The 16,856-nt window shown below is 39.3% G+C and carries 22 protein-coding genes and 1 pseudogene; 14 read left to right on the forward strand and 9 right to left on the reverse strand.

Translation table 11 applies throughout. The annotated features are described in order from the left end of the window. Positions 1-158: 158 nt before the first annotated feature. Positions 159-686, forward strand: coding sequence for a peptide-methionine (S)-S-oxide reductase MsrA (msrA, locus tag BM126_RS16825; RefSeq protein WP_090990589.1), 528 nt, complete (start codon positions 159-161; stop codon positions 684-686). 45 nt (positions 687-731) lie between these two features. On the opposite strand, the gene BM126_RS16830 is transcribed toward msrA, so the two are convergent. Then, positions 732-965: a hypothetical protein gene (locus BM126_RS16830; RefSeq protein ID WP_090990590.1), complete on the reverse strand. Its 234-nt coding sequence runs from the start codon at positions 963-965 to the stop codon at positions 732-734. Between the two features lie 66 nt (positions 966-1,031). Continuing rightward, on the reverse strand, positions 1,032-1,289 hold the full coding sequence (locus BM126_RS16835) for a hypothetical protein (RefSeq protein WP_256213157.1): 258 nt from the start codon (positions 1,287-1,289) through the stop codon (positions 1,032-1,034). Between the two features lie 176 nt (positions 1,290-1,465). On the opposite strand from BM126_RS16835, the gene BM126_RS16840 reads away from it, so the two are divergent. After that, positions 1,466-2,305, forward strand: a complete 840-nt coding sequence (locus tag BM126_RS16840; RefSeq protein ID WP_090990591.1) for a methyl-accepting chemotaxis protein — start codon at positions 1,466-1,468, stop codon at positions 2,303-2,305. Between the two features lie 120 nt (positions 2,306-2,425). Here BM126_RS16840 and BM126_RS16845 read toward each other — a convergent pair whose 3' ends face one another. After that, positions 2,426-2,608 (reverse strand): DUF8096 family protein, encoded by a 183-nt coding sequence (locus tag BM126_RS16845; protein ID WP_090990592.1) that lies wholly within the window; start codon positions 2,606-2,608, stop codon positions 2,426-2,428. Positions 2,609-2,915: 307 nt separating this feature from the next. Here BM126_RS16845 and BM126_RS16850 point away from each other — a divergent pair, with 307 nt between their 5' ends. The 8 genes and pseudogenes from BM126_RS16850 to BM126_RS16885 all read left to right on the forward strand — a co-directional run bounded on the left by BM126_RS16850 (position 2,916) and on the right by BM126_RS16885 (position 9,289). Then, positions 2,916-3,320, forward strand: coding sequence for a hypothetical protein (locus BM126_RS16850; protein ID WP_141770093.1), 405 nt, complete (start codon positions 2,916-2,918; stop codon positions 3,318-3,320). Positions 3,321-3,445: 125 nt separating this feature from the next. Next, positions 3,446-3,562: a YjcZ family sporulation protein gene (locus tag BM126_RS16855; RefSeq protein ID WP_071351489.1), complete on the forward strand. Its 117-nt coding sequence runs from the start codon at positions 3,446-3,448 to the stop codon at positions 3,560-3,562. Positions 3,563-3,729: 167 nt separating this feature from the next. Then, positions 3,730-4,764, forward strand: coding sequence for a threonine aldolase family protein (locus tag BM126_RS16860; protein WP_090990594.1), 1,035 nt, complete (start codon positions 3,730-3,732; stop codon positions 4,762-4,764). A gap of 175 nt (positions 4,765-4,939) precedes the next feature. After that, positions 4,940-5,671 (forward strand): DeoR/GlpR family DNA-binding transcription regulator, encoded by a 732-nt coding sequence (locus BM126_RS16865; protein WP_090990595.1) that lies wholly within the window; start codon positions 4,940-4,942, stop codon positions 5,669-5,671. A gap of 19 nt (positions 5,672-5,690) precedes the next feature. After that, positions 5,691-6,740, forward strand: a complete 1,050-nt coding sequence (locus BM126_RS16870; protein WP_090990596.1) for an oxidoreductase — start codon at positions 5,691-5,693, stop codon at positions 6,738-6,740. A gap of 52 nt (positions 6,741-6,792) precedes the next feature. Further along, positions 6,793-7,215 (forward strand): annotated as a pseudogene (locus BM126_RS16875) (heme-degrading domain-containing protein); the annotation flags it as partial. A gap of 230 nt (positions 7,216-7,445) precedes the next feature. Then, a complete protein-coding gene (locus tag BM126_RS16880) occupies positions 7,446-9,065 on the forward strand; it encodes a sodium:solute symporter family protein (RefSeq protein WP_090990597.1) in 1,620 nt (539 codons plus the stop codon). A 14-nt stretch (positions 9,066-9,079) separates the two neighbouring features. Further along, positions 9,080-9,289: a hypothetical protein gene (locus BM126_RS16885; protein WP_218154478.1), complete on the forward strand. Its 210-nt coding sequence runs from the start codon at positions 9,080-9,082 to the stop codon at positions 9,287-9,289. A 431-nt stretch (positions 9,290-9,720) separates the two neighbouring features. Here the strand turns inward: BM126_RS16885 and BM126_RS22525 are convergent, their stop codons facing one another. The 4 genes from BM126_RS22525 to BM126_RS16910 all read right to left on the reverse strand — a co-directional run bounded on the left by BM126_RS22525 (position 9,721) and on the right by BM126_RS16910 (position 12,146). Next, the gene (locus tag BM126_RS22525; protein WP_090990598.1) at positions 9,721-9,930 is read right to left on the reverse strand and encodes a hypothetical protein; all 210 of its coding nucleotides are present in this window, start codon (positions 9,928-9,930) and stop codon (positions 9,721-9,723) included. A gap of 203 nt (positions 9,931-10,133) precedes the next feature. Continuing rightward, a complete protein-coding gene (locus tag BM126_RS16895; RefSeq protein WP_090990599.1) occupies positions 10,134-10,889 on the reverse strand; it encodes a YqcI/YcgG family protein in 756 nt (251 codons plus the stop codon). 346 nt (positions 10,890-11,235) lie between these two features. After that, positions 11,236-11,475 (reverse strand): hypothetical protein, encoded by a 240-nt coding sequence (locus tag BM126_RS16900; RefSeq protein ID WP_090990600.1) that lies wholly within the window; start codon positions 11,473-11,475, stop codon positions 11,236-11,238. Positions 11,476-11,738: 263 nt separating this feature from the next. Next, positions 11,739-12,146 (reverse strand): (deoxy)nucleoside triphosphate pyrophosphohydrolase, encoded by a 408-nt coding sequence (locus BM126_RS16910; protein ID WP_090990602.1) that lies wholly within the window; start codon positions 12,144-12,146, stop codon positions 11,739-11,741. A gap of 183 nt (positions 12,147-12,329) precedes the next feature. Between BM126_RS16910 and BM126_RS16915 the strand changes: the two genes are divergently transcribed. The 4 genes from BM126_RS16915 (at position 12,330) to BM126_RS16930 (ending at position 16,047) form a co-directional block, all read left to right on the forward strand. Continuing rightward, on the forward strand, positions 12,330-13,139 hold the full coding sequence (locus tag BM126_RS16915) for a Cof-type HAD-IIB family hydrolase (protein WP_090990603.1): 810 nt from the start codon (positions 12,330-12,332) through the stop codon (positions 13,137-13,139). A 470-nt stretch (positions 13,140-13,609) separates the two neighbouring features. Next, entirely contained in the window at positions 13,610-13,936 is a 327-nt protein-coding gene (locus tag BM126_RS16920; RefSeq protein WP_090990604.1) for a replicative helicase loader/inhibitor, read from the forward strand. A 395-nt stretch (positions 13,937-14,331) separates the two neighbouring features. Next, positions 14,332-15,093, forward strand: a complete 762-nt coding sequence (locus BM126_RS16925) for an alpha/beta hydrolase (protein ID WP_090990605.1) — start codon at positions 14,332-14,334, stop codon at positions 15,091-15,093. Positions 15,094-15,567: 474 nt separating this feature from the next. After that, positions 15,568-16,047 carry a DUF4306 domain-containing protein gene (locus BM126_RS16930; protein WP_256213164.1) on the forward strand — a complete coding sequence of 160 codons (480 nt, stop codon included), beginning with the start codon at positions 15,568-15,570 and terminating at the stop codon, positions 16,045-16,047. A 34-nt stretch (positions 16,048-16,081) separates the two neighbouring features. On the opposite strand, the gene crcB is transcribed toward BM126_RS16930, so the two are convergent. Both crcB and BM126_RS16940 read right to left on the reverse strand, forming a co-directional pair. Continuing rightward, a complete protein-coding gene (gene crcB / locus BM126_RS16935; RefSeq protein ID WP_090990607.1) occupies positions 16,082-16,447 on the reverse strand; it encodes a fluoride efflux transporter CrcB in 366 nt (121 codons plus the stop codon). After that, positions 16,444-16,818: a fluoride efflux transporter FluC gene (locus BM126_RS16940; protein WP_090990608.1), complete on the reverse strand. Its 375-nt coding sequence runs from the start codon at positions 16,816-16,818 to the stop codon at positions 16,444-16,446. Before BM126_RS16940 ends, crcB begins: the two co-directional genes overlap by 4 nt. Positions 16,819-16,856 lie beyond the last annotated feature (38 nt).

The following is a 16,856-nucleotide window of genomic DNA, read 5'->3' on the forward strand; positions in this document are numbered from 1 at the left end:
CGTTTAGCCAGAAGGGCAGCCAAACCTTATATGAATATACAGGAAAGTAAAACGGCATTAAGTTTAAATCTGAATGGTAGGCATAACAGCAAGTTTATCGTATAATAGGCGTTATTATGAATCAGGAATAAAGTGAAAGAAAAGAGGAGGAAAAACGAATGCAAGTAGCGACGTTTGCCGGGGGCTGTTTTTGGTGCATGGTAAGCCCATTTGAGGAATTGCCCGGCATTGAGAGCATTATATCCGGCTATACTGGAGGGCATGTGGAAAATCCGGCATATGAGGAAGTAAAAGAGGGGACAACCGGGCATTATGAGGCGGTAAAAATCACCTTTGATCCTGAACTTTTTCCCTATCAAAAACTCCTGGATCTATTTTGGCCGCAGATCGATCCCACTGACGATGAAGGGCAATTTCAGGACCGCGGCCCTCAGTATCGGACAGCGATATTTTACTATAATGAAGAACAAAAACAGCAGGCAGTGGCTTCAAGAGAAAAAGTGGCCGGCAGCGGAATCTTTAAGAAACCAATTGTAACGGAAATCCTTCCGGCAGCTGTCTTTTACCCTGCAGAAGAATATCATCAGGATTTCCATAAAAAAAATCCCAAGCATTATAAAGAAGACCGGAAACAGTCCGGCCGTGATGAATTTATCGCAGAAAACTGGAAAACTCCATCTAAATAACAAAGAAAACAGCCGGACTGAAATCCGGCTGTTTTCTTTGAAGCATTAAATTACACTGTTTTTAACAGAGTTGGAATCTGCTGCATCTGTGTCAACTAACCAGGATATTGGAGTGACAATCGGTGAAAAATCACCATTTTGCTCGCCAATCCCCTGATTCCTCTTGTAGGATACAAAAATGTCAAATTGCTGGTTGGGTCCCATTGAGATGAAGGACGAATTATCTATTGTATTGACTTTTAATGCAAAGAGGTTTACCACCATAGGTGAAAAAATCATCTTTATTCCTCCATTTCCATTCACTCCGCTTTCTCTCAGAAACCCCTTTAATCGGGAATATTTACTTTAAGGAGTAAACTTTTCTGCTGCAGAGTCAAGCATATCATTATCAGATAAAATGGTTTTAAAATGGGTAAGCATGCATCCGCATCCTCCCTGCTGGCCAAAGGTTTGATTTTTCTTGGCACAGACATATCTGCCGGCTTTTATTGTGGAACCGACAGATACTGAGCTGGACTGATCCATGTTGATGATGTTAACGCAGCTGATATTAAGCTGATCCGGTTTTATGCTCATCATATTTACTCCCTTCATGCGGAACATGGAAATCTCCTTCTTATTACCCTATTCCTTTTCCAAGGGAAAGATGTTTATAGGATGAATTTTCTTAAAAACGTGAAAAGCAGCACATTCCTGCCAAAATAAAGCTGTTATAAAAACGTTCACATGCTACTATGGGAATATAGACTCGAGACTAAATTACCACTAGGAGAATAAATATGATAACTACTCTAAAAAACGACCATGAAATCTTACAGTCTCTTGTTGATAGTGCTGCTTTTTTTCAAACAGCAGCTAAAGAAGATATTGCCATATCCATATGCGACAGGGAAAAGTGGCTGCTGCAGCTGGATCATCACAATATCAAACTCGGCATAAAGGCTGGTGATCCAGTTTCAAAGGAAGATGAAGTCATTCAAAGTGCTTTACGCGGTAACAAGGGCGCAGGCAGGCCCCCATTTGAAGTTTATGGCATTCACTTTTTTGGAAAAACAACACCAATTTTTAATGGAAATAGAATTATCGGCGCCATGGGCATGGCTTATAATATTGATATAATATTAAAATTGGAAGATTGCATTGAAAAACTGAATTCTATTACAAGAAGGATTAAGAATCTAATCACAAGGATTGTAGCTCAAGCGGAGAATCTTTCTGATACAAACAGCCAATTATACTCGTTTACTGAAAAAGCAAGGGAAAACTCCGAAAATATTGACAGTATCTTAAAGGTGATTCAGCAGATATCACGGCAATCAAACATCTTAGGGCTTAATGCCAATATTGAGGCTGCACGTGCAGGCGAGGCAGGCAAAGGCTTTAAAATTGTGGCAGAAGAAATCCGGAAAATTTCGAAGGAAACGGAGAATTCCTCAGGTGAAATTAATGAATTCATCCAGGTGGTCAAGGATAATATAAACGAAATTACAGAAGGTGTATCACAGATCAGGCAGCTAAACAGTATGCAGTCCGGGGTGATTGGTGATGTAGCAGCAACTCTTGAAAGCCTTTCTGACATTATAGAAGTGTTAAGTGAATACATAAAAATTCTAGGCTAAAATCATTATGAAATTTTCCCCTGCAGCAGGAAATAGGCGATTATTTAAGAATGATATGTCCTTAGTGTGTTCGGGTATATTTTTTAATCAGGGCATGAAAAATCATGCCCGCTGATTTTTTTAGATGCTTTTTTTCATTCCACAGGTACGGCACTCGCGGATAAACACGAATTCCTTAACAGAACTTTTGAAAGTTGCATTTTTGCAATTGTCGCACCGGCCGCTAATGGCATCTGGATAATCACTGTAATCGTAGATTACAGACGTATCGACACCATTAAATTCTTCTGCTTCTTCAGTCAATTGACTCACCTCTTCAGGTTCTATGTTAACATATTTTCTGCCTTACAATTTCAAATGTACCGGCAATAATCCATCTTATTGACTTTTAATTGCTGCAGCTATGTGGTATACCCTAGTATCTAGCAGCCTGTACAAGCCGGGATGCCTACTTTGAAACAGGAGGTGAAGCTTTTAAAGAACGAGTAGTAGAAAATTTATCTCTTATTAAACGGGCTGTTTCTAGATGATATCCTGCCTTCGCAATCAGCGGAAAAAGTATCCTGAATATGAGTATGTACAATGCGGGATTATCAAGTGTGATATTTGGATGGGGAAAGAGTTTTTCTTCAGGATTTATGCTGACTGGGCCAGGTCAGCTGTATTAATCATTTTCTGGATTGCTTTCTCCTTTTCCTTTTTAGCTGACAGTGCTGATACTGCAGCAGAAGAACCGGTCGCATATTGCCTGAATTACCTGGTTATCACACTTTTGCTTAGCCGCACCTTAAAGAAGATAGGGAATTTCACATTTGGTGATGCTCTATTATTTCCGCTTCATAAAAAACAAAGAAGGTATCCGCTTGTTTTTGCTTTTAATGATTTTTGGGCTGGCTGCATCATAATTGGATACGCAATATGCTTTAACATTCCGCTGATTGCCATCCAGCGGTATAACCGTAATTGCCTGCTAAGGGTCTTGGCGCTGCAAAACCGCCCGGCGCAAATTAAATAATAAAATCACAGAGGAAAAAGCTCCCGCTTATGGCTAAAAAATGGGTGAACCTATATTGTCAAAATACATACGATAAAGTGTTGGAAGATTTATCTCCTAAACAAAACAGCCGGGAGGGATTTGTAATGGGTGATGGAGCAGGAATTGGATATGGAGGCGGCTTTGCTTTTGTGGTCGTTCTATTCATATTGCTAATTATTGTCGGATGCAGCTGTGGAGGCTACGGCGGCTACGGATATTAATAAATGTTTAAAAGCAGCTTGATTTTTATTCAGCTGCTTTTTGCCTGTTTATTTATACTCCTGAATACCTATGCGGCCTTAATGGTTTATCTAAGACTTTATGTGGACAGAAGGAGGAGCTTAAAGTAAATTTACATTAGGTGACTTAATCAAAAGGAGTTTGAATGATGAATAAAATGTTTGCAAGTGATAATAATTCTGGAATTCATCCCAAAATACTTAAGAGCATTTGTGAAGCAAATGAAGGACATGCAGCTTCATATGGCGGAGACTTATACACAAAGAAATCACTTGATGCATTTAAAAAGCATTTTGGCGAAAATATTTCGGTGTATTATGTTTTTAATGGAACTGGAGCAAATGTGCTGGCTTTGAAGTCAATGACCCGGTCTTATCATTCGGTGATTTGCAGTTCCGTGTCTCACATTAACGGAGATGAAACAGGAGCGTTTGAAAATTTCACTGGCGGCAAGCTGATCACATGCCCTTCTGCAGACGGAAAGATTACTGTCAGCGGGATAAAGGAACTCTTAAAGCAGGCGGATTCCCCTCACCGCAGCAAGCCGATAGCGGTATCCATCTCGCAATGTACGGAGCTTGGAACGGTGTATACCAAAGAGGAAATCGAAACCATTGCCGATTTTGTCCACGAAAACGGCATGTACCTGCATGTTGATGGAGCACGCTTAAGCAATGCAGCAGCACATCTTCAGTGCAGTTTAAAAGAAATCACTGCCGGCTGCGGTGTAGATGTGCTTTCATTTGGAGGCACTAAAAATGGTTTGATGGCAGGAGAAGCCGTTATATTCTTTAATCAGCACTTAGCACAGGATTTCTTATACATAAGAAAACACGGATTACAGCTTGCTTCTAAAATGCGCTTTATCGCAGCTCAATTTGAGTGCTATCTGAATGAAAATCTGTGGCTCGAGAACGCGAACCACGCTAATGCCATGGCTGTAAAGCTTGCTGAAGAGCTTTCAGCAATCCCGGAATTCAGGCTTTTACATCCAGTTGAATCCAATGCCGTGTTTGCTGTCATGCCGGATATGTGGATGAATAAACTGCAGGAAAAAATTGCGTTCAGCATTTGGAATCCTGATTCATCAGAAGTGCGCTGGGTTGCTTCATTTGATACCTCTGACGATGATATTGAAAAGGTGAGAAAAGCAATTAAGGAAATTTCAGAAGAAATAAGCTGACTGCTTATATACCATCAAAAGGCTTAAGGAATTTCCTTAAGCCTTTTTGATTGATAATAATTAAGTAAAAAACTTATAATGAATAAAAATATAAGTTTTTTACTTGTTAAATAGGTATTAATAATTTATTCTTTAATGGAGCAGGGAGGTGGTATAGCTGACACAAAAACAGCGTTTGGAAAAAATACTTGATTGGCTTAACGTGCAATATGAGATTACTGCTGAAGATATTATGGATGAGTTTAAGGTTTCCCGGGATACAGCAAGGCGGGATTTAGTAAAGCTAGAGGAAGACGGGGATATTGTCCGGGTAAGAGGGGGAGCCATTTTATCTTCTCATATGTCTGCGGTCGCTCCATACCGGGAAAGAGAAATGCCGAAATCCAAAGAAAGCATTGCCAAAGAAGCAAGCAAACTAATAAGAGATGATGATTATGTCCTTTTCGATACCTCTACTACAGTCGAGATGACAGCACGCTTTATGAATAGCAAAAATATTACCGCTGTTACAAATTCAATTGATATTGTTCAGATACTAAGTGAAAGAGAGGGATATACCACTTATATGGCAGGAGGTAAATTCAATGGGTTTAACAGGAATTTTACCGGGTTTTCCGCCTCTGAAGATTTGAAAAAATATAAAACAAATGTTTTATTTCTTGGCGCATGCGGAATAGGAGTAGATGGGCTGACTTCTCCCGGCGAAGAAGAGGCGCATGTGAAAAAGAGCATGATTGCATCATCTGAGAAAGTGGTTGTTCTTGCTGACTCCACTAAATTTCAAAAAAGATTTTTTCATCGTGTTTGCGGACTGTCTGATATCGATATTTTAATTACAAATACAGTTCCTCATCATGAGTTGAAACAGAAGCTTGATTTATTAGGAATTGAACTGATTATTACATAAATAGAAGGAGGATGAAGGGATGAATGCAATTAAAACGGGTTTGGCAGGTTACGGATTTTCGGGAGCTACGTTTCACGGTCCTTTTTTAAAAACAATGGAGGAGTTTGATATTGTTAAAGTAATGTCCTCCAATCCTGAGAAAGTAAGAGAAAATTTAGGAGATATAGAAGTAGTTAAAGACTTTGATAGCCTTGTGGAAGATCCTGATATTGAGCTTATAGTCATTACAACACCCAATCAGCTTCACTACAGTATGGCAAAAAAATCCCTGCAGCACCATAAGCATGTGATTATAGAGAAGCCAATGGTCATCGATCCGGCAGAGGCAGAGGAACTCATTGCTCTTGCTGAAGAAAATAAGCTGATGCTTAGTGTATACCATAATAGACGCTGGGATAATGATTTTCTGACGATCAAAAAATTGATAGCTGAAGGCACATTAGGGGAAATTTCAACCTATGAAGCTCATTTCGACCGTTTTAGGCCTGAAGTCCGTGACCGCTGGAGAGAGAAAGCCGGTAAAGGATCTGGCATGCTGTATGATCTCGGGTCGCACTTAATCGATCAAGCTTTGCATTTATTCGGGGAGCCCCAATTTGTAATGGCTGATGTTTTTGCACAAAGAGAAAACGCAGAAACAGATGACTACTTTCACATTATTTTGGGTTATGAAACCTTGAGGGTAATTTTGCACTCAGGCTCGCTTGTAGCTGACCAGGGACCACGTTATAAGGTGCACGGCAGCAAGGGGAGCTTCATAAAATTTGGCATAGACTGCCAGGAAGATGATTTAAAAGCAGGGAAAGCGCCGGCGAACGAAAATTGGGGAAAAGATAAAAAAGAATGGTATGGAGAGCTTACTGTGATCAGGGATGGACAGGAGATTAAAGAAAGCGTGGAAACCATTCCAGGGTCCTACAGCACTTATTATCAAAGTGCAGCAGAAGCCATCAGAGAAGGGAAACCAAGCCCTGTCAGGGGTGAAGACGGACTAAAGACGATTAAAATCATTCAAGCTGCCCTAGACAGCAATCGGGAGAAAAGAGCGGTATATCTGAATGGTGAATGAAAGTAAAATGGAAACCAGTGAAAAATTAGCAGAGATTTGAAAGCAGGAGCAAGAATTGCAGTTTGAACAATTTTCCCATGATACGGCCCTCGTACTAGGGCAGATCCTGATAGATTTGGCCAAAAAGGGAAGAAAATCAATTGCGGTACAAATTTCAAAAAATGGGCAAAAGCTATTTTATCATGCCATGGACGGCACTAGCCCTGACCAGGAGCATTGGATCAGAAGAAAATCAAATGTTACTGCACGGCATAACCACAGCTCGTATTATATCAGATTATATAATGAGTCGAAGAATCGTTCCTATTTTGAGGCGTTTTCTGTAAGCCCTGAGGAATATGCGGTGCATGGGGGCTCCTTTCCTCTAGCTGTGAAAAGTGCCGGTGTGATAGGGACCATTACTGTATCCGGCCTAACTCAGGAGGAAGATCATCAGCTGATTGTAGATGGCCTTAAAAGAATTCTTCACTCCTGATAGAAGTGCCATCTCTACCAAACAGAGATGGCACTATTTTTTTGTTTTCGCAGCACTCAAAGCTCTGGATATTAACCCATTATGAAGCGGCATAGTGAAATCCTCGGATTTTTATGAGAAAAAAACAGAAAATTGCTAGATTGATAAAAATTTACTAAAATTTTACTTGCATGTTTTATTATTTTAGAATAGGGTAAAAAAGAATGTTTAACTAGAAAGGGGCCTTACATATGGAACATGCAATCTTTCATCCCAAATTAATTGATTATTTGATTATTTTGGTCTACTTCGCTTTTGTAATTTTAGTAGGTTTTGCTTTGAAAAGCAAAATGAAAACAGGCAGCGATTTTTTTCTATCCGGCCGTTCAATACCTGGCTGGATTACCTCCCTGGCATTTTTATCTGCGAATCTGGGTGCGATAGAAATGCTGGGGATGGCGGCAAGCGGCTATCAATATGGAATGATGACGATTCATTATTACTGGATCGGGGCGATTCCTGCGATGCTCTTTCTCGGTGTATTTATGATGCCGTTTTATTATGGATCAAAAGCCCGGTCAGTACCGGAGTATTTAAAATTCCGCTATAATGAAGCGACAAGGGGATTCAACGCCATTTCTTTTGCAGTCATGACTGTACTGATGTCAGGTATATCCCTCTATGCTATGGCATTGATCCTTAAAGTGCTTCTTGGCTGGTCGATGAATTTCAGTATTATTCTTGCTGCAGCAATAGTTTTGGTATATGTAGGAATTGGCGGATTAACCTCATCTATCTACAATGAAGTCATTCAATTCTTCCTTATCTGGATCGGTTTGCTTCCGGTCACCATTTTATCACTGATTGACATGGGTGGATGGAAAGGCTTGATGGCAAAGCTGCCGGAAACATATACACACATCTGGCAGGGCACTTCAACAGCTGCCGGAAATGGTATGCATGTGGAGTGGATCGGAATTACGCTTGGCCTTGGATTCGTGCTTTCCTTTGGATACTGGACAACCGATTTTCTAGTGGTGCAGCGTGCGATGGCTGCAAAGGATATGACTGCGGCCCAAAACACGCCGATCATTGCATCCTTCTTTAAAATGGCGATGCCTATTTTGACTGTGGTGCCAGGACTTGCAGCACTTGCTTTACTTCCTAAGCTTGGACCGACAAGCCATGCTGGAAATTTTGATATGGCATTGCCGCTTTTGATGGCAAAATATTATCCGACCGGACTGCTAGGGCTTGGAATTACAGCACTGCTGGCATCATTCATGTCAGGCATGGCAGGAAATGTAACAGCTTTCACTACTATTTGGACATATGATATATACCAGGCTTACCTTAAAAAAGAAGCTAGTGATAAGCACTACTTGTTTATGGGCAGGCTTTCAACGATTGTCGGAGTAATCATCAGTATTGGAACAGCTTATATTGTAATGGGCTTCCCAAGCATAATGGATTATATGCAAACGCTTTTTGGCTTCTTCAATGCACCATTATTTGCTGTATTCCTTCTTGGGATGTTCTGGAAAAGAGCAAGCGCATGGGGCGGATTCTTTGGTCTTGTTACCGGAACACTGACGGCCTGCGTCTTGTACTATGGCCTTCCTGAAGACTTCTTTGCAAGTCCTGCAGCAGGAAACTTCTGGAGAGCTTGGTGGGCTTTCTTTGGAGCCATTGTGGTGGAAATCATCGTAAGCCTTCTTACTAAGCCAAAATCGCATTCCGAATTGAAAGGTCTTGTATACGGGCTCGGCGATAAGCTTTCACACAAACATCTTTCATGGTACAGAAATCCGAAAATATTGGCTGTCATTTCATTGATTATTTTTATCATTATTAACATTTGGTTCTTTTAGGGAGGAAAAATATCATGAAAAAAAATATTTTCCTGGATATCCGTATTAATATCGGACTCATTTTCTTAATTATTGGGCTTATTCTTATCATTTCAGGAATCATATCTCCGCCAACCTTGAAGTCGCTTCATGGACTAAATATCAACCTGATCTGGGGCGCTGTAACGGCAGTCATTGGCGTGATATTTTTGCTGCTGTATGTAAAAAGGCCGAATATCGACTAATATTTTAAAAAGCCTATCCTTAATTGGATGGGTTTTTTTTAGTTTGCGAATTTTATAGTGTTTTGCAGAAGCATGGCATATATTTAAAGTAAGGCTCATTTCTTAAAGATTGTCGTTTTTTAATATGTTCTGTGAAGCGATTCTGATGTTAAACCCGTTTGATTGGAGTGTAAGGTGCGAGATTCCTGCTTAGATTAGCGGGAAGCTGTGACCCTGCAAGCATTGCTTTAGAGGCTCACCGCCCGTTCACTGAAAACGGGCATCCTCTAGCGGAAATCAACCCCTTGTTAATAGCAGCTAAGTTTACGAAAACAGCCTAAAGCAATAATGCCTTTGAAGGGAGTTATTAAGATATGCAGAGGATAAAGTGGTTAATTTTGATGTTTCTCAATGAACCCTTATGGTTTAAAGCTTTAATTTGTGCTTCATTATTATCTTCGGTTATTTTCAGCAATTCCTATTTTTCTTATAATCCCTACTTTCAAAGTGTATCTAAATTGGCTGCTTGCATCTTTTTTTGCGCATATGGAATTAGAATGAGGAGCAATCAAAAAATCGCCATAATCTTCTTCGCAGCAGCTGCTTATTGTATCTATTTGTCCCTTAAAGCAGTAATAAATATTTGATACAATGACGTTCATCATTGTATCTTAGGTTCCGCAAAAATACAGTCTTTATATAAAGTCAATGAAATTTCTCAATGCTGTTTTTATGCAATATGGGGTATTAAGATGTCTGGAGCTTTTTGTAGAAGTTTGCACCATTCGCCGGTATGGCTTGCATCGAGGACTCCATTATGCAGATAAAGAAAGCCTCTAAAGGAAATCTCTAAAGGAAACCCCCGTTAAGGGTCTTGCTTGAAATAGTTCATAAAACGATGAAAAGGACATTTAGATAGCGAAGTATCATCATCCCTTAAAAAATATTGCTTCCATTCGTAATTGTCTTTCTTTCCATAAAGATTTAAATCTTTATGGATTCCTATAGTATCGTAATCTGCCAATCTTTTTCGCACATGCAGCTTGATTCTGTCTGCATGTGATTCTGATTTATTAAACTCCTTTAATACCCATCTTGGTGTAATGGCGAACATCATAAAATCAAAATGCCTGCTTTTTCTATTAATATGGGCTGGAGTAGCACAGTACATGAAATATGGTTCACCATGAAAGCAGAATTCCCAAATGGGATTATGCGGATTATCAGGTATATTTTCAGGCCACTTGCTGCTATCCAATTCGCTCAGCATGTTCAGATGCTGCCAAAACAGCTGTTCATATTGCTGGATATTAAACGTTTTAATCATGCTTTGTGGTGTTTTAAAAAAAATAATAAGAGATGTGTAATTCCCGAAATGTCTTGAGTTCTTGCTGAAATCTTCTAATAGTAGTGCCAGCTCACGGGCTGAGCATTCTTTTCTTGGATCACCTGCAAATCCATATCTCAGATGATTTAAAGAAAAGCCGATTGTTGCAGGAATACATGGAAAAGGGTTCTTTTTGTCTGTCATTTTTTCCTCAAACTTTAAAAGCGCTGTTTTCTCCCAATCAGCCAGCTGGCTCCTTAGGGAGGGCTCATCAGTAAATAGACCTTTAATCATAATCACCTCGCAATTGCTTGAATATTATATTCAAGCAAGCTGCCGGCAGGTGAATGTCCATTTGGAATTTCTATAATTCCATTTTTTTCAGAATAACGGAAGCATATTAAGCGCGAGCTCATAAGGAAAAAGAGAGTGAAAATGGTAAGAGAGCAGGAGGAGTACATCTAAGTAATTTCGTTTTAGTTAAAAGTTATTAAAATGAAGAAAATTAGGGGGAAAGAGGACATTAGGGGCAAAAGTGGAGTTGCCATATGGTATAAAAGCAGCCATCAAGGGGGATAGGAAATCCTTAGTGAGGGCTGCTTCATTGTATTACTGCTATATTCTATTTTAGAAACCAATACTATATAGAAGTTTCTTTCTTGCTGTTTTGTATGGCCGCTTCAATAGCCGAAATGGTTGATTCTATATTATTATAACTTTCTATTTTAAGTGTTTTTATATATGTTAACTCGTAACAGCTAGTTTTATAGCACACAGACAATAGCGGCTGTTGGCCGTCATCATTAAAGGTCAGGGATATTTGACATTCATGATATTGCTTCAAGGTTTCTAGCATGGTTTTAATGTGGTCTTTGGACATGTATTCTATGTCTCCCTTCTTTTACAGAGGGAAGGTGACTAAGAAAAGTCTGGTAGAACCCCATATTATTGCTAATAGAACTAATCATAACATAGATATGCTATTTAAGATAGGGATGCAGTCTTTTTATTCATTCCACGGTTTATTATATCAGCTGAAACTGCTGGAACTTTTATTCCCGGTTATACCCTTTCAGATATAGTAATTGCCGTAATCGCCTGCCTTCCCCCTGGAAATGATTTTGAGCAAAGGAAAAAGCCTTCTCAATCGGAAGGCTGAATATCTGTAAAAAGCTTATTTACAGCTGGAATATCAGCTGGAGCCCATTTTAAAGAGGGGAGATTTCGTCTGTGAAGCCAAATCAGTTTGGAATGCTCACTAGGTTTTGGTTCGCCATCAATAATTTTAGAGATTATGCAAATGAGCTGTATGGTAAAATCTTCATATTCATGGATATTTTCATGGTAAAATTCTTTTGTTTCAATGGTACAATATAGTTCCTCATTAATTTCCCTCTTTAATGCAGAATAAATGTCTTCATTTACTTCCACCTTGCCCCCTGGAAATTCCCACAAATTTGGAATGGACATTTCTGGTGACCGCAGAGCACAAAGGATTTCGTTTTGATCATTTTCTATTATGGCCGCCACAACTTTGATTTGTTTTTTCAATGTTAAAATCCTCCTTAGTGAAACTGAGTCTTTATTTTATCATTTTTAATCGGGTAACTGTCTTTTTTTCACCGCTCCGGAAAGTAATTGAAATTTCTTATTGACTTGAAACCCTTTCCATATATTATCCTTGCAATGAGACTTATTGATAAAGCATCACCGACAATGACCGGGGGTTATAATATGGAAAAGAAGATTGTCTTTTTTGATTTGGATGGCACTATTTTAAATGAAAATAAGCAAATACCGGAATCCACCAAGAAAGCTGTACAGATGCTTCAACAGAATGGAATTTCAACAGTGATTGCAACTGGCCGCGTGCCTATAATGTTTGAATGGATTTTAAAAGAACTGAATATAGATTCCTTTGTTTCTATAAACGGCCAGTATGTTGTATATGAAGGCAGCGAAATTTTTACAAACCCGATGGATGGAGAAATGCTTGCTGACCTGACAAATGCTGCTTCAGGCAAAGGCCATGCTATCGCTTATTGCGGCAGCCATGCGGTAAATGCAAGTGAAGAAAAACATGAATGGCTGGCTGAAGGCCTTAAAACAATGAAATTGGGCTATCCGGTTGTTGACCGTGAATTTTATAGACACACACCTGTATATCAGGCGCATCTGTATTGCGGCACTGAAGATGATAAATTGTACTCAGAATTATATCCCGGCTATAAATTTGTAAGATGGGGTGAAAATGCCTTTGATGTTCTTCCGGAAGGAGCATCCAAGGCAATCGGAATCGAAAAAATTCTCAAAGCAGCCGGCATAAAGAATGAAAACAGCTTCGCCTTTGGTGACGGCTATAATGATATTGAAATGCTTGAAGCAATCGGCACAGGCATTGCTATGGGAAATGGGGTGGCTGAAGCCAAGGAAGCCGCTGATATGGTCACAGATTCCTGCTCAGAAGACGGCATTTACAATGCTCTGCTCAAGCTTGGCTTAATACAAAAAAATGAAGCCGTATCCTCTGTTCAGAAAGTATAAGATGCAAAAATGCCTCAAACTGAAGAAAGCCTTTGCTAAGCCTTAGCAAAGGCTTTTTGCCGTGTAAACTTTTTTACTATGGAACGAGAGGTTGATTTCCGCTCTAGGATGCCCGCTTCCCGCTAATCTAAACAGGAGTCTCGCACCTTGCACTCCTTCAACCTCATTTAATAATGAGATCACCTCTCAGAACGCATTAAAATCTATAAGAAAAGACCCTTTTCTTTATAAACAAGTAGTTATGCAAAGTGAAATTGGACATGTAACATGTGAATTCTAACATTTTTAAGTGTAATGTGGGAATTATCTAAAATCTTTCTTAGGATGCTACTTTTCTCATCCGGAAAGATATAAGAAGTATGAAACAATTTTCTTAGTTACGGAAGCCTTAACGGAGACATTCATGATTAATAAATGTTTTTAAATACCCTCAGCAAGTTATTCTAAATAATAGGAGGAGTAAAGAGAATATGACTAAAATAGAATTATTTCAGATTTTGAACAAAATAGCCGATTTCTATGAATCGTTTTCCTTCAACAAAAGAAAAATTGAAAGCTGGCATGACGTTTTAAAGGATGCAGATGCAAAAAGGGTGGAAGAAAATCTGCATCATTATGTGAAAAATTACTCTGACCCTCCAAAAATAGCTGATTTGCTGCGCCAAGAGAAATCGAGGGATATAGCTGATGCAAGAGAAACCAAGGATAGCATAAAAACAGTGGGAATTCCTTCGACACTTGACGTGGTACAGCAGGAATTAGCAAATCTAAGAAATATTCTTGGCATTCACAGGTAAAATCTTTTTGTCTGATTTTGGGATTATTTGTCCTATTAATATCCTGACATGTAAAAATTGAAATAAATGCTAAGATAAAAAAATTGAAAGGTTCTTTTCTTAAAGATTGTTGTTTTTTTATATATTCTGTGAGGCAATCCTGTTGTTTAACCGGGTTGATTGGAGTGTAAGGAGCGAGACTCCTGTGGGATTTGAGGGGAGGTGAGACCCCGCAAGCGCAGCTGAGGAGCATACTTCCCGCCCTACTGAAAGCGAGCATCCTGAAGCGGAAATCAACCCTTTGTTCCACAGCAATAAAGTTTAAGAAAACAGCCATTTAAAAATATAACAAAGGGATTGTGTTGGTACTATAAAATTGTAATGATAATGATCTATTATAAAAGTGGGGGTTCAAAGTGATAAAAAAAATACATATACCGTCAAATTTGCTTAAAGACAAAGCCCGACATGTAAACATATATCTGCCCTGCAGCTATGAAGAAGAAAAGAGGGAATATCCTGTCCTTTATATGCATGACGGACAAAATGTTTTTCATGATAAAGAAGCGATTGGCGGGGTTTCGTTAGGTCTGGAGGAATACTTGGAAAATAATAAACTCGAAGTCATCGTAGCCGCGATATATCAGAATAGCGAGCAGCGTATGAATGAATATTGTCCATGGCCTATTGGCAGGTACAGTAAAGAGATAATGGGAAAAGACAGTGATTTAGGAGGAGAAGGGGGGAAATATGCGGAATTCATCGTGAAAGAGCTGAAGCCATATATAGATACAACTTTCAGAACGCTGCCTAATGAGGCCGCGCTTGCCGGCATATCACTGGGAGGCTTGATATCATTATACTCAGCATGCATGTATCCCGAAATTTTCAGGCATATAATCGTGCTGTCATCTGCTTTTTTCAGAAATCAGGAGGAAATAGAAAAACTGGTGGAACGCTCTGATCTGAGTTCAATAAAAAGCTTTTATGGTGACTGCGGCACAGAAGAGGCAGGAGAAGATGAAACACTCAGCAAACTATTTTCAGCTTCCAATCAAGCTGTTTTTGAACTTATAAAGAAGAAAATTCATTCTGCGAGGTTTTGTGCCATTCAAGGGGGAGGGCACACTTATAGTGATTTTAGAAAAAGAGTGCCAGAATTATTTACTTTTTTATGATGTGCGTTATATAGACAAAGAACTGGAAATCCCCTTCTAAAAGCTGATGTACTTTTTCAGCTTTTTTTATTTTAGCTGTTTTCGTAAACTTTGCCGCTATGCTACAAGTTGGCTGATTTCCGATTCAGCATGCACGCGGTAAGTCTCCTCAGCTGCACGTGGCCTGATCAACAGAACATATTAATAAACTTTAAGAATAGAGCATTTATTTTTCGTTTCATGCTTATCAGTTTATGGATAAATATGTTAAAATGAGGGTGGATCAAAATCAGAGATCTCAGGATCCCAATTAGTTTTTTGAGAAGGCAAGGTTTCTTTGAAGTGAAAGCTTGGTTGCCCATTTCAGAGCCTTCGGGTGTAACTGGTTTGTAAAAAGAAGTGCAGCGTCTGAAAACGGATCTAAAAAAATTCCTGATAGTTTCACAACGGTAAATTGAAAATTAAAACGTATGAAAGAAGGCTGGGTATGTGGCTATGAAAATTATAAAACCCGTTGTCTTGTGCAGTGCTTTAATCATTTTTGGCATATCTTTGTTTTTCTCTCTTTATGAAGGAAGCGGTTTTCACGAAGATACCAAAACAGCTGTTGACTATTTAAATGTACAGCAGACAAGCATAAATCCTGAACCAGTACCGCAGCTCACCCTGTTAATCCTGGCGATCAAATACTCGCCTATTTTTCCGGCTGTCTCTTTGCTCAGTTTCCTGCTGGTTTTGTACACAGCTATCTATAAGGAATTGAAAAAAAGGGGGATATATGCAATTATTCTTCTTGGAACCTTAGGGACTTTTTTTCTTATCATCAGTTATGGATGTTTTTCCTATTTCGTACCTGTGACAGCAGGCACAAAGTTATTTATGCTGCTATTCTTCAGCATAGGGCTTCTGAATATAGTTTTCGCAGGATATAAAGGAGCAAACTTCTTTATGAGGGCAGAGCAGTCGAGATTATAAATATGGTCATGCTCTGCCCTATTGTACTTTAGCTCTAAATCAGGCTGCCGATGTGATAGCCCAGGTATGCAAGAAAAATACCCGCTCCATAAGTGATTACAATGTATAGGATGAGTACTTTTATATATTTCTTCATCTGTAGCTGAATGATTTCAAGTTTAAGGGTTGAGAAGGTGGTAAATGCCCCCATGAAGCCTGTTCCTAATAAGAGAGTAAGAGTAAGATTTGCTTGTGAGCCTGTTATGAAACCAAGCAAAAAGGCCCCGGCCAAGTTTACCGCCATTGTTCCATAAGGAATGGATGAGCTGTGCTGTCCGTTAATAAATTTGCTTAATGAATATCGGGATATTGCCCCAAAAAAACCTCCGAGGCCCACCATGGCCAAGTGGAATAACGTCATGATTTTTGCTCCTCTCCGCTTGCCATGAAGCCAAGGCGGCTCATAAGAACGCCTCCGATTATGCTTATTGCTATATACAAACCTCCCATATAACCATGGCCATTTTTAAATAATGTGACCGTTTCTATGCTTAATGTTGAAAATGTAGTGAAAGATCCGACAAATCCTGTTCCTATAGCGGTTTTTAGCTCGGAAGGAATGCTGGTTTTCTTGAATAGGGAGGCAGTCAGCCAGGCTAACAAAAAGCTGCCAGCCAGATTTATGGATAATGTCGCAAAGGGGAATACTGTTTCTTCAAATATCCATCCGCCAATTACATATCGTAAAATTGCACCTAAGATTCCGCCGAACCCCACGTATAAATACACCATTTACTAGCCTCCAAACTTATATGTAAAAAAAAAGACCC

The sequence above is a fragment of the Bacillus sp. OV322 genome (genome assembly GCF_900112495.1).
Taxonomy (GTDB): domain Bacteria; phylum Bacillota; class Bacilli; order Bacillales; family DSM-1321; genus Peribacillus.

Coding starts and splice junctions, on each gene's coding strand:
- crcB (WP_090990607.1), bottom strand. CDS start 16,447: ATGACGTTATTCCACTTGGCCATGGTGGGCCTCGGAGGTTTTTTTGGG.
- BM126_RS16880 (WP_090990597.1), top strand. CDS start 7,446: ATGGAACATGCAATCTTTCATCCCAAATTAATTGATTATTTGATTATT.
- BM126_RS16850 (WP_141770093.1), top strand. CDS start 2,916: ATGGGGAAAGAGTTTTTCTTCAGGATTTATGCTGACTGGGCCAGGTCA.
- BM126_RS16915 (WP_090990603.1), top strand. CDS start 12,330: ATGGAAAAGAAGATTGTCTTTTTTGATTTGGATGGCACTATTTTAAAT.
- BM126_RS16830 (WP_090990590.1), bottom strand. CDS start 965: ATGATTTTTTCACCTATGGTGGTAAACCTCTTTGCATTAAAAGTCAAT.
- BM126_RS16930 (WP_256213164.1), top strand. CDS start 15,568: ATGAAAATTATAAAACCCGTTGTCTTGTGCAGTGCTTTAATCATTTTT.
- BM126_RS16835 (WP_256213157.1), bottom strand. CDS start 1,289: ATGTTCCGCATGAAGGGAGTAAATATGATGAGCATAAAACCGGATCAG.
- BM126_RS16900 (WP_090990600.1), bottom strand. CDS start 11,475: ATGTCCAAAGACCACATTAAAACCATGCTAGAAACCTTGAAGCAATAT.
- BM126_RS16860 (WP_090990594.1), top strand. CDS start 3,730: ATGAATAAAATGTTTGCAAGTGATAATAATTCTGGAATTCATCCCAAA.
- BM126_RS16895 (WP_090990599.1), bottom strand. CDS start 10,889: ATGATTAAAGGTCTATTTACTGATGAGCCCTCCCTAAGGAGCCAGCTG.
- BM126_RS22525 (WP_090990598.1), bottom strand. CDS start 9,930: ATGAACGTCATTGTATCAAATATTTATTACTGCTTTAAGGGACAAATA.
- BM126_RS16840 (WP_090990591.1), top strand. CDS start 1,466: ATGATAACTACTCTAAAAAACGACCATGAAATCTTACAGTCTCTTGTT.
- BM126_RS16940 (WP_090990608.1), bottom strand. CDS start 16,818: ATGGTGTATTTATACGTGGGGTTCGGCGGAATCTTAGGTGCAATTTTA.
- BM126_RS16885 (WP_218154478.1), top strand. CDS start 9,080: ATGAAAAAAAATATTTTCCTGGATATCCGTATTAATATCGGACTCATT.
- BM126_RS16870 (WP_090990596.1), top strand. CDS start 5,691: ATGAATGCAATTAAAACGGGTTTGGCAGGTTACGGATTTTCGGGAGCT.
- BM126_RS16855 (WP_071351489.1), top strand. CDS start 3,446: ATGGGTGATGGAGCAGGAATTGGATATGGAGGCGGCTTTGCTTTTGTG.
- BM126_RS16920 (WP_090990604.1), top strand. CDS start 13,610: ATGACTAAAATAGAATTATTTCAGATTTTGAACAAAATAGCCGATTTC.
- msrA (WP_090990589.1), top strand. CDS start 159: ATGCAAGTAGCGACGTTTGCCGGGGGCTGTTTTTGGTGCATGGTAAGC.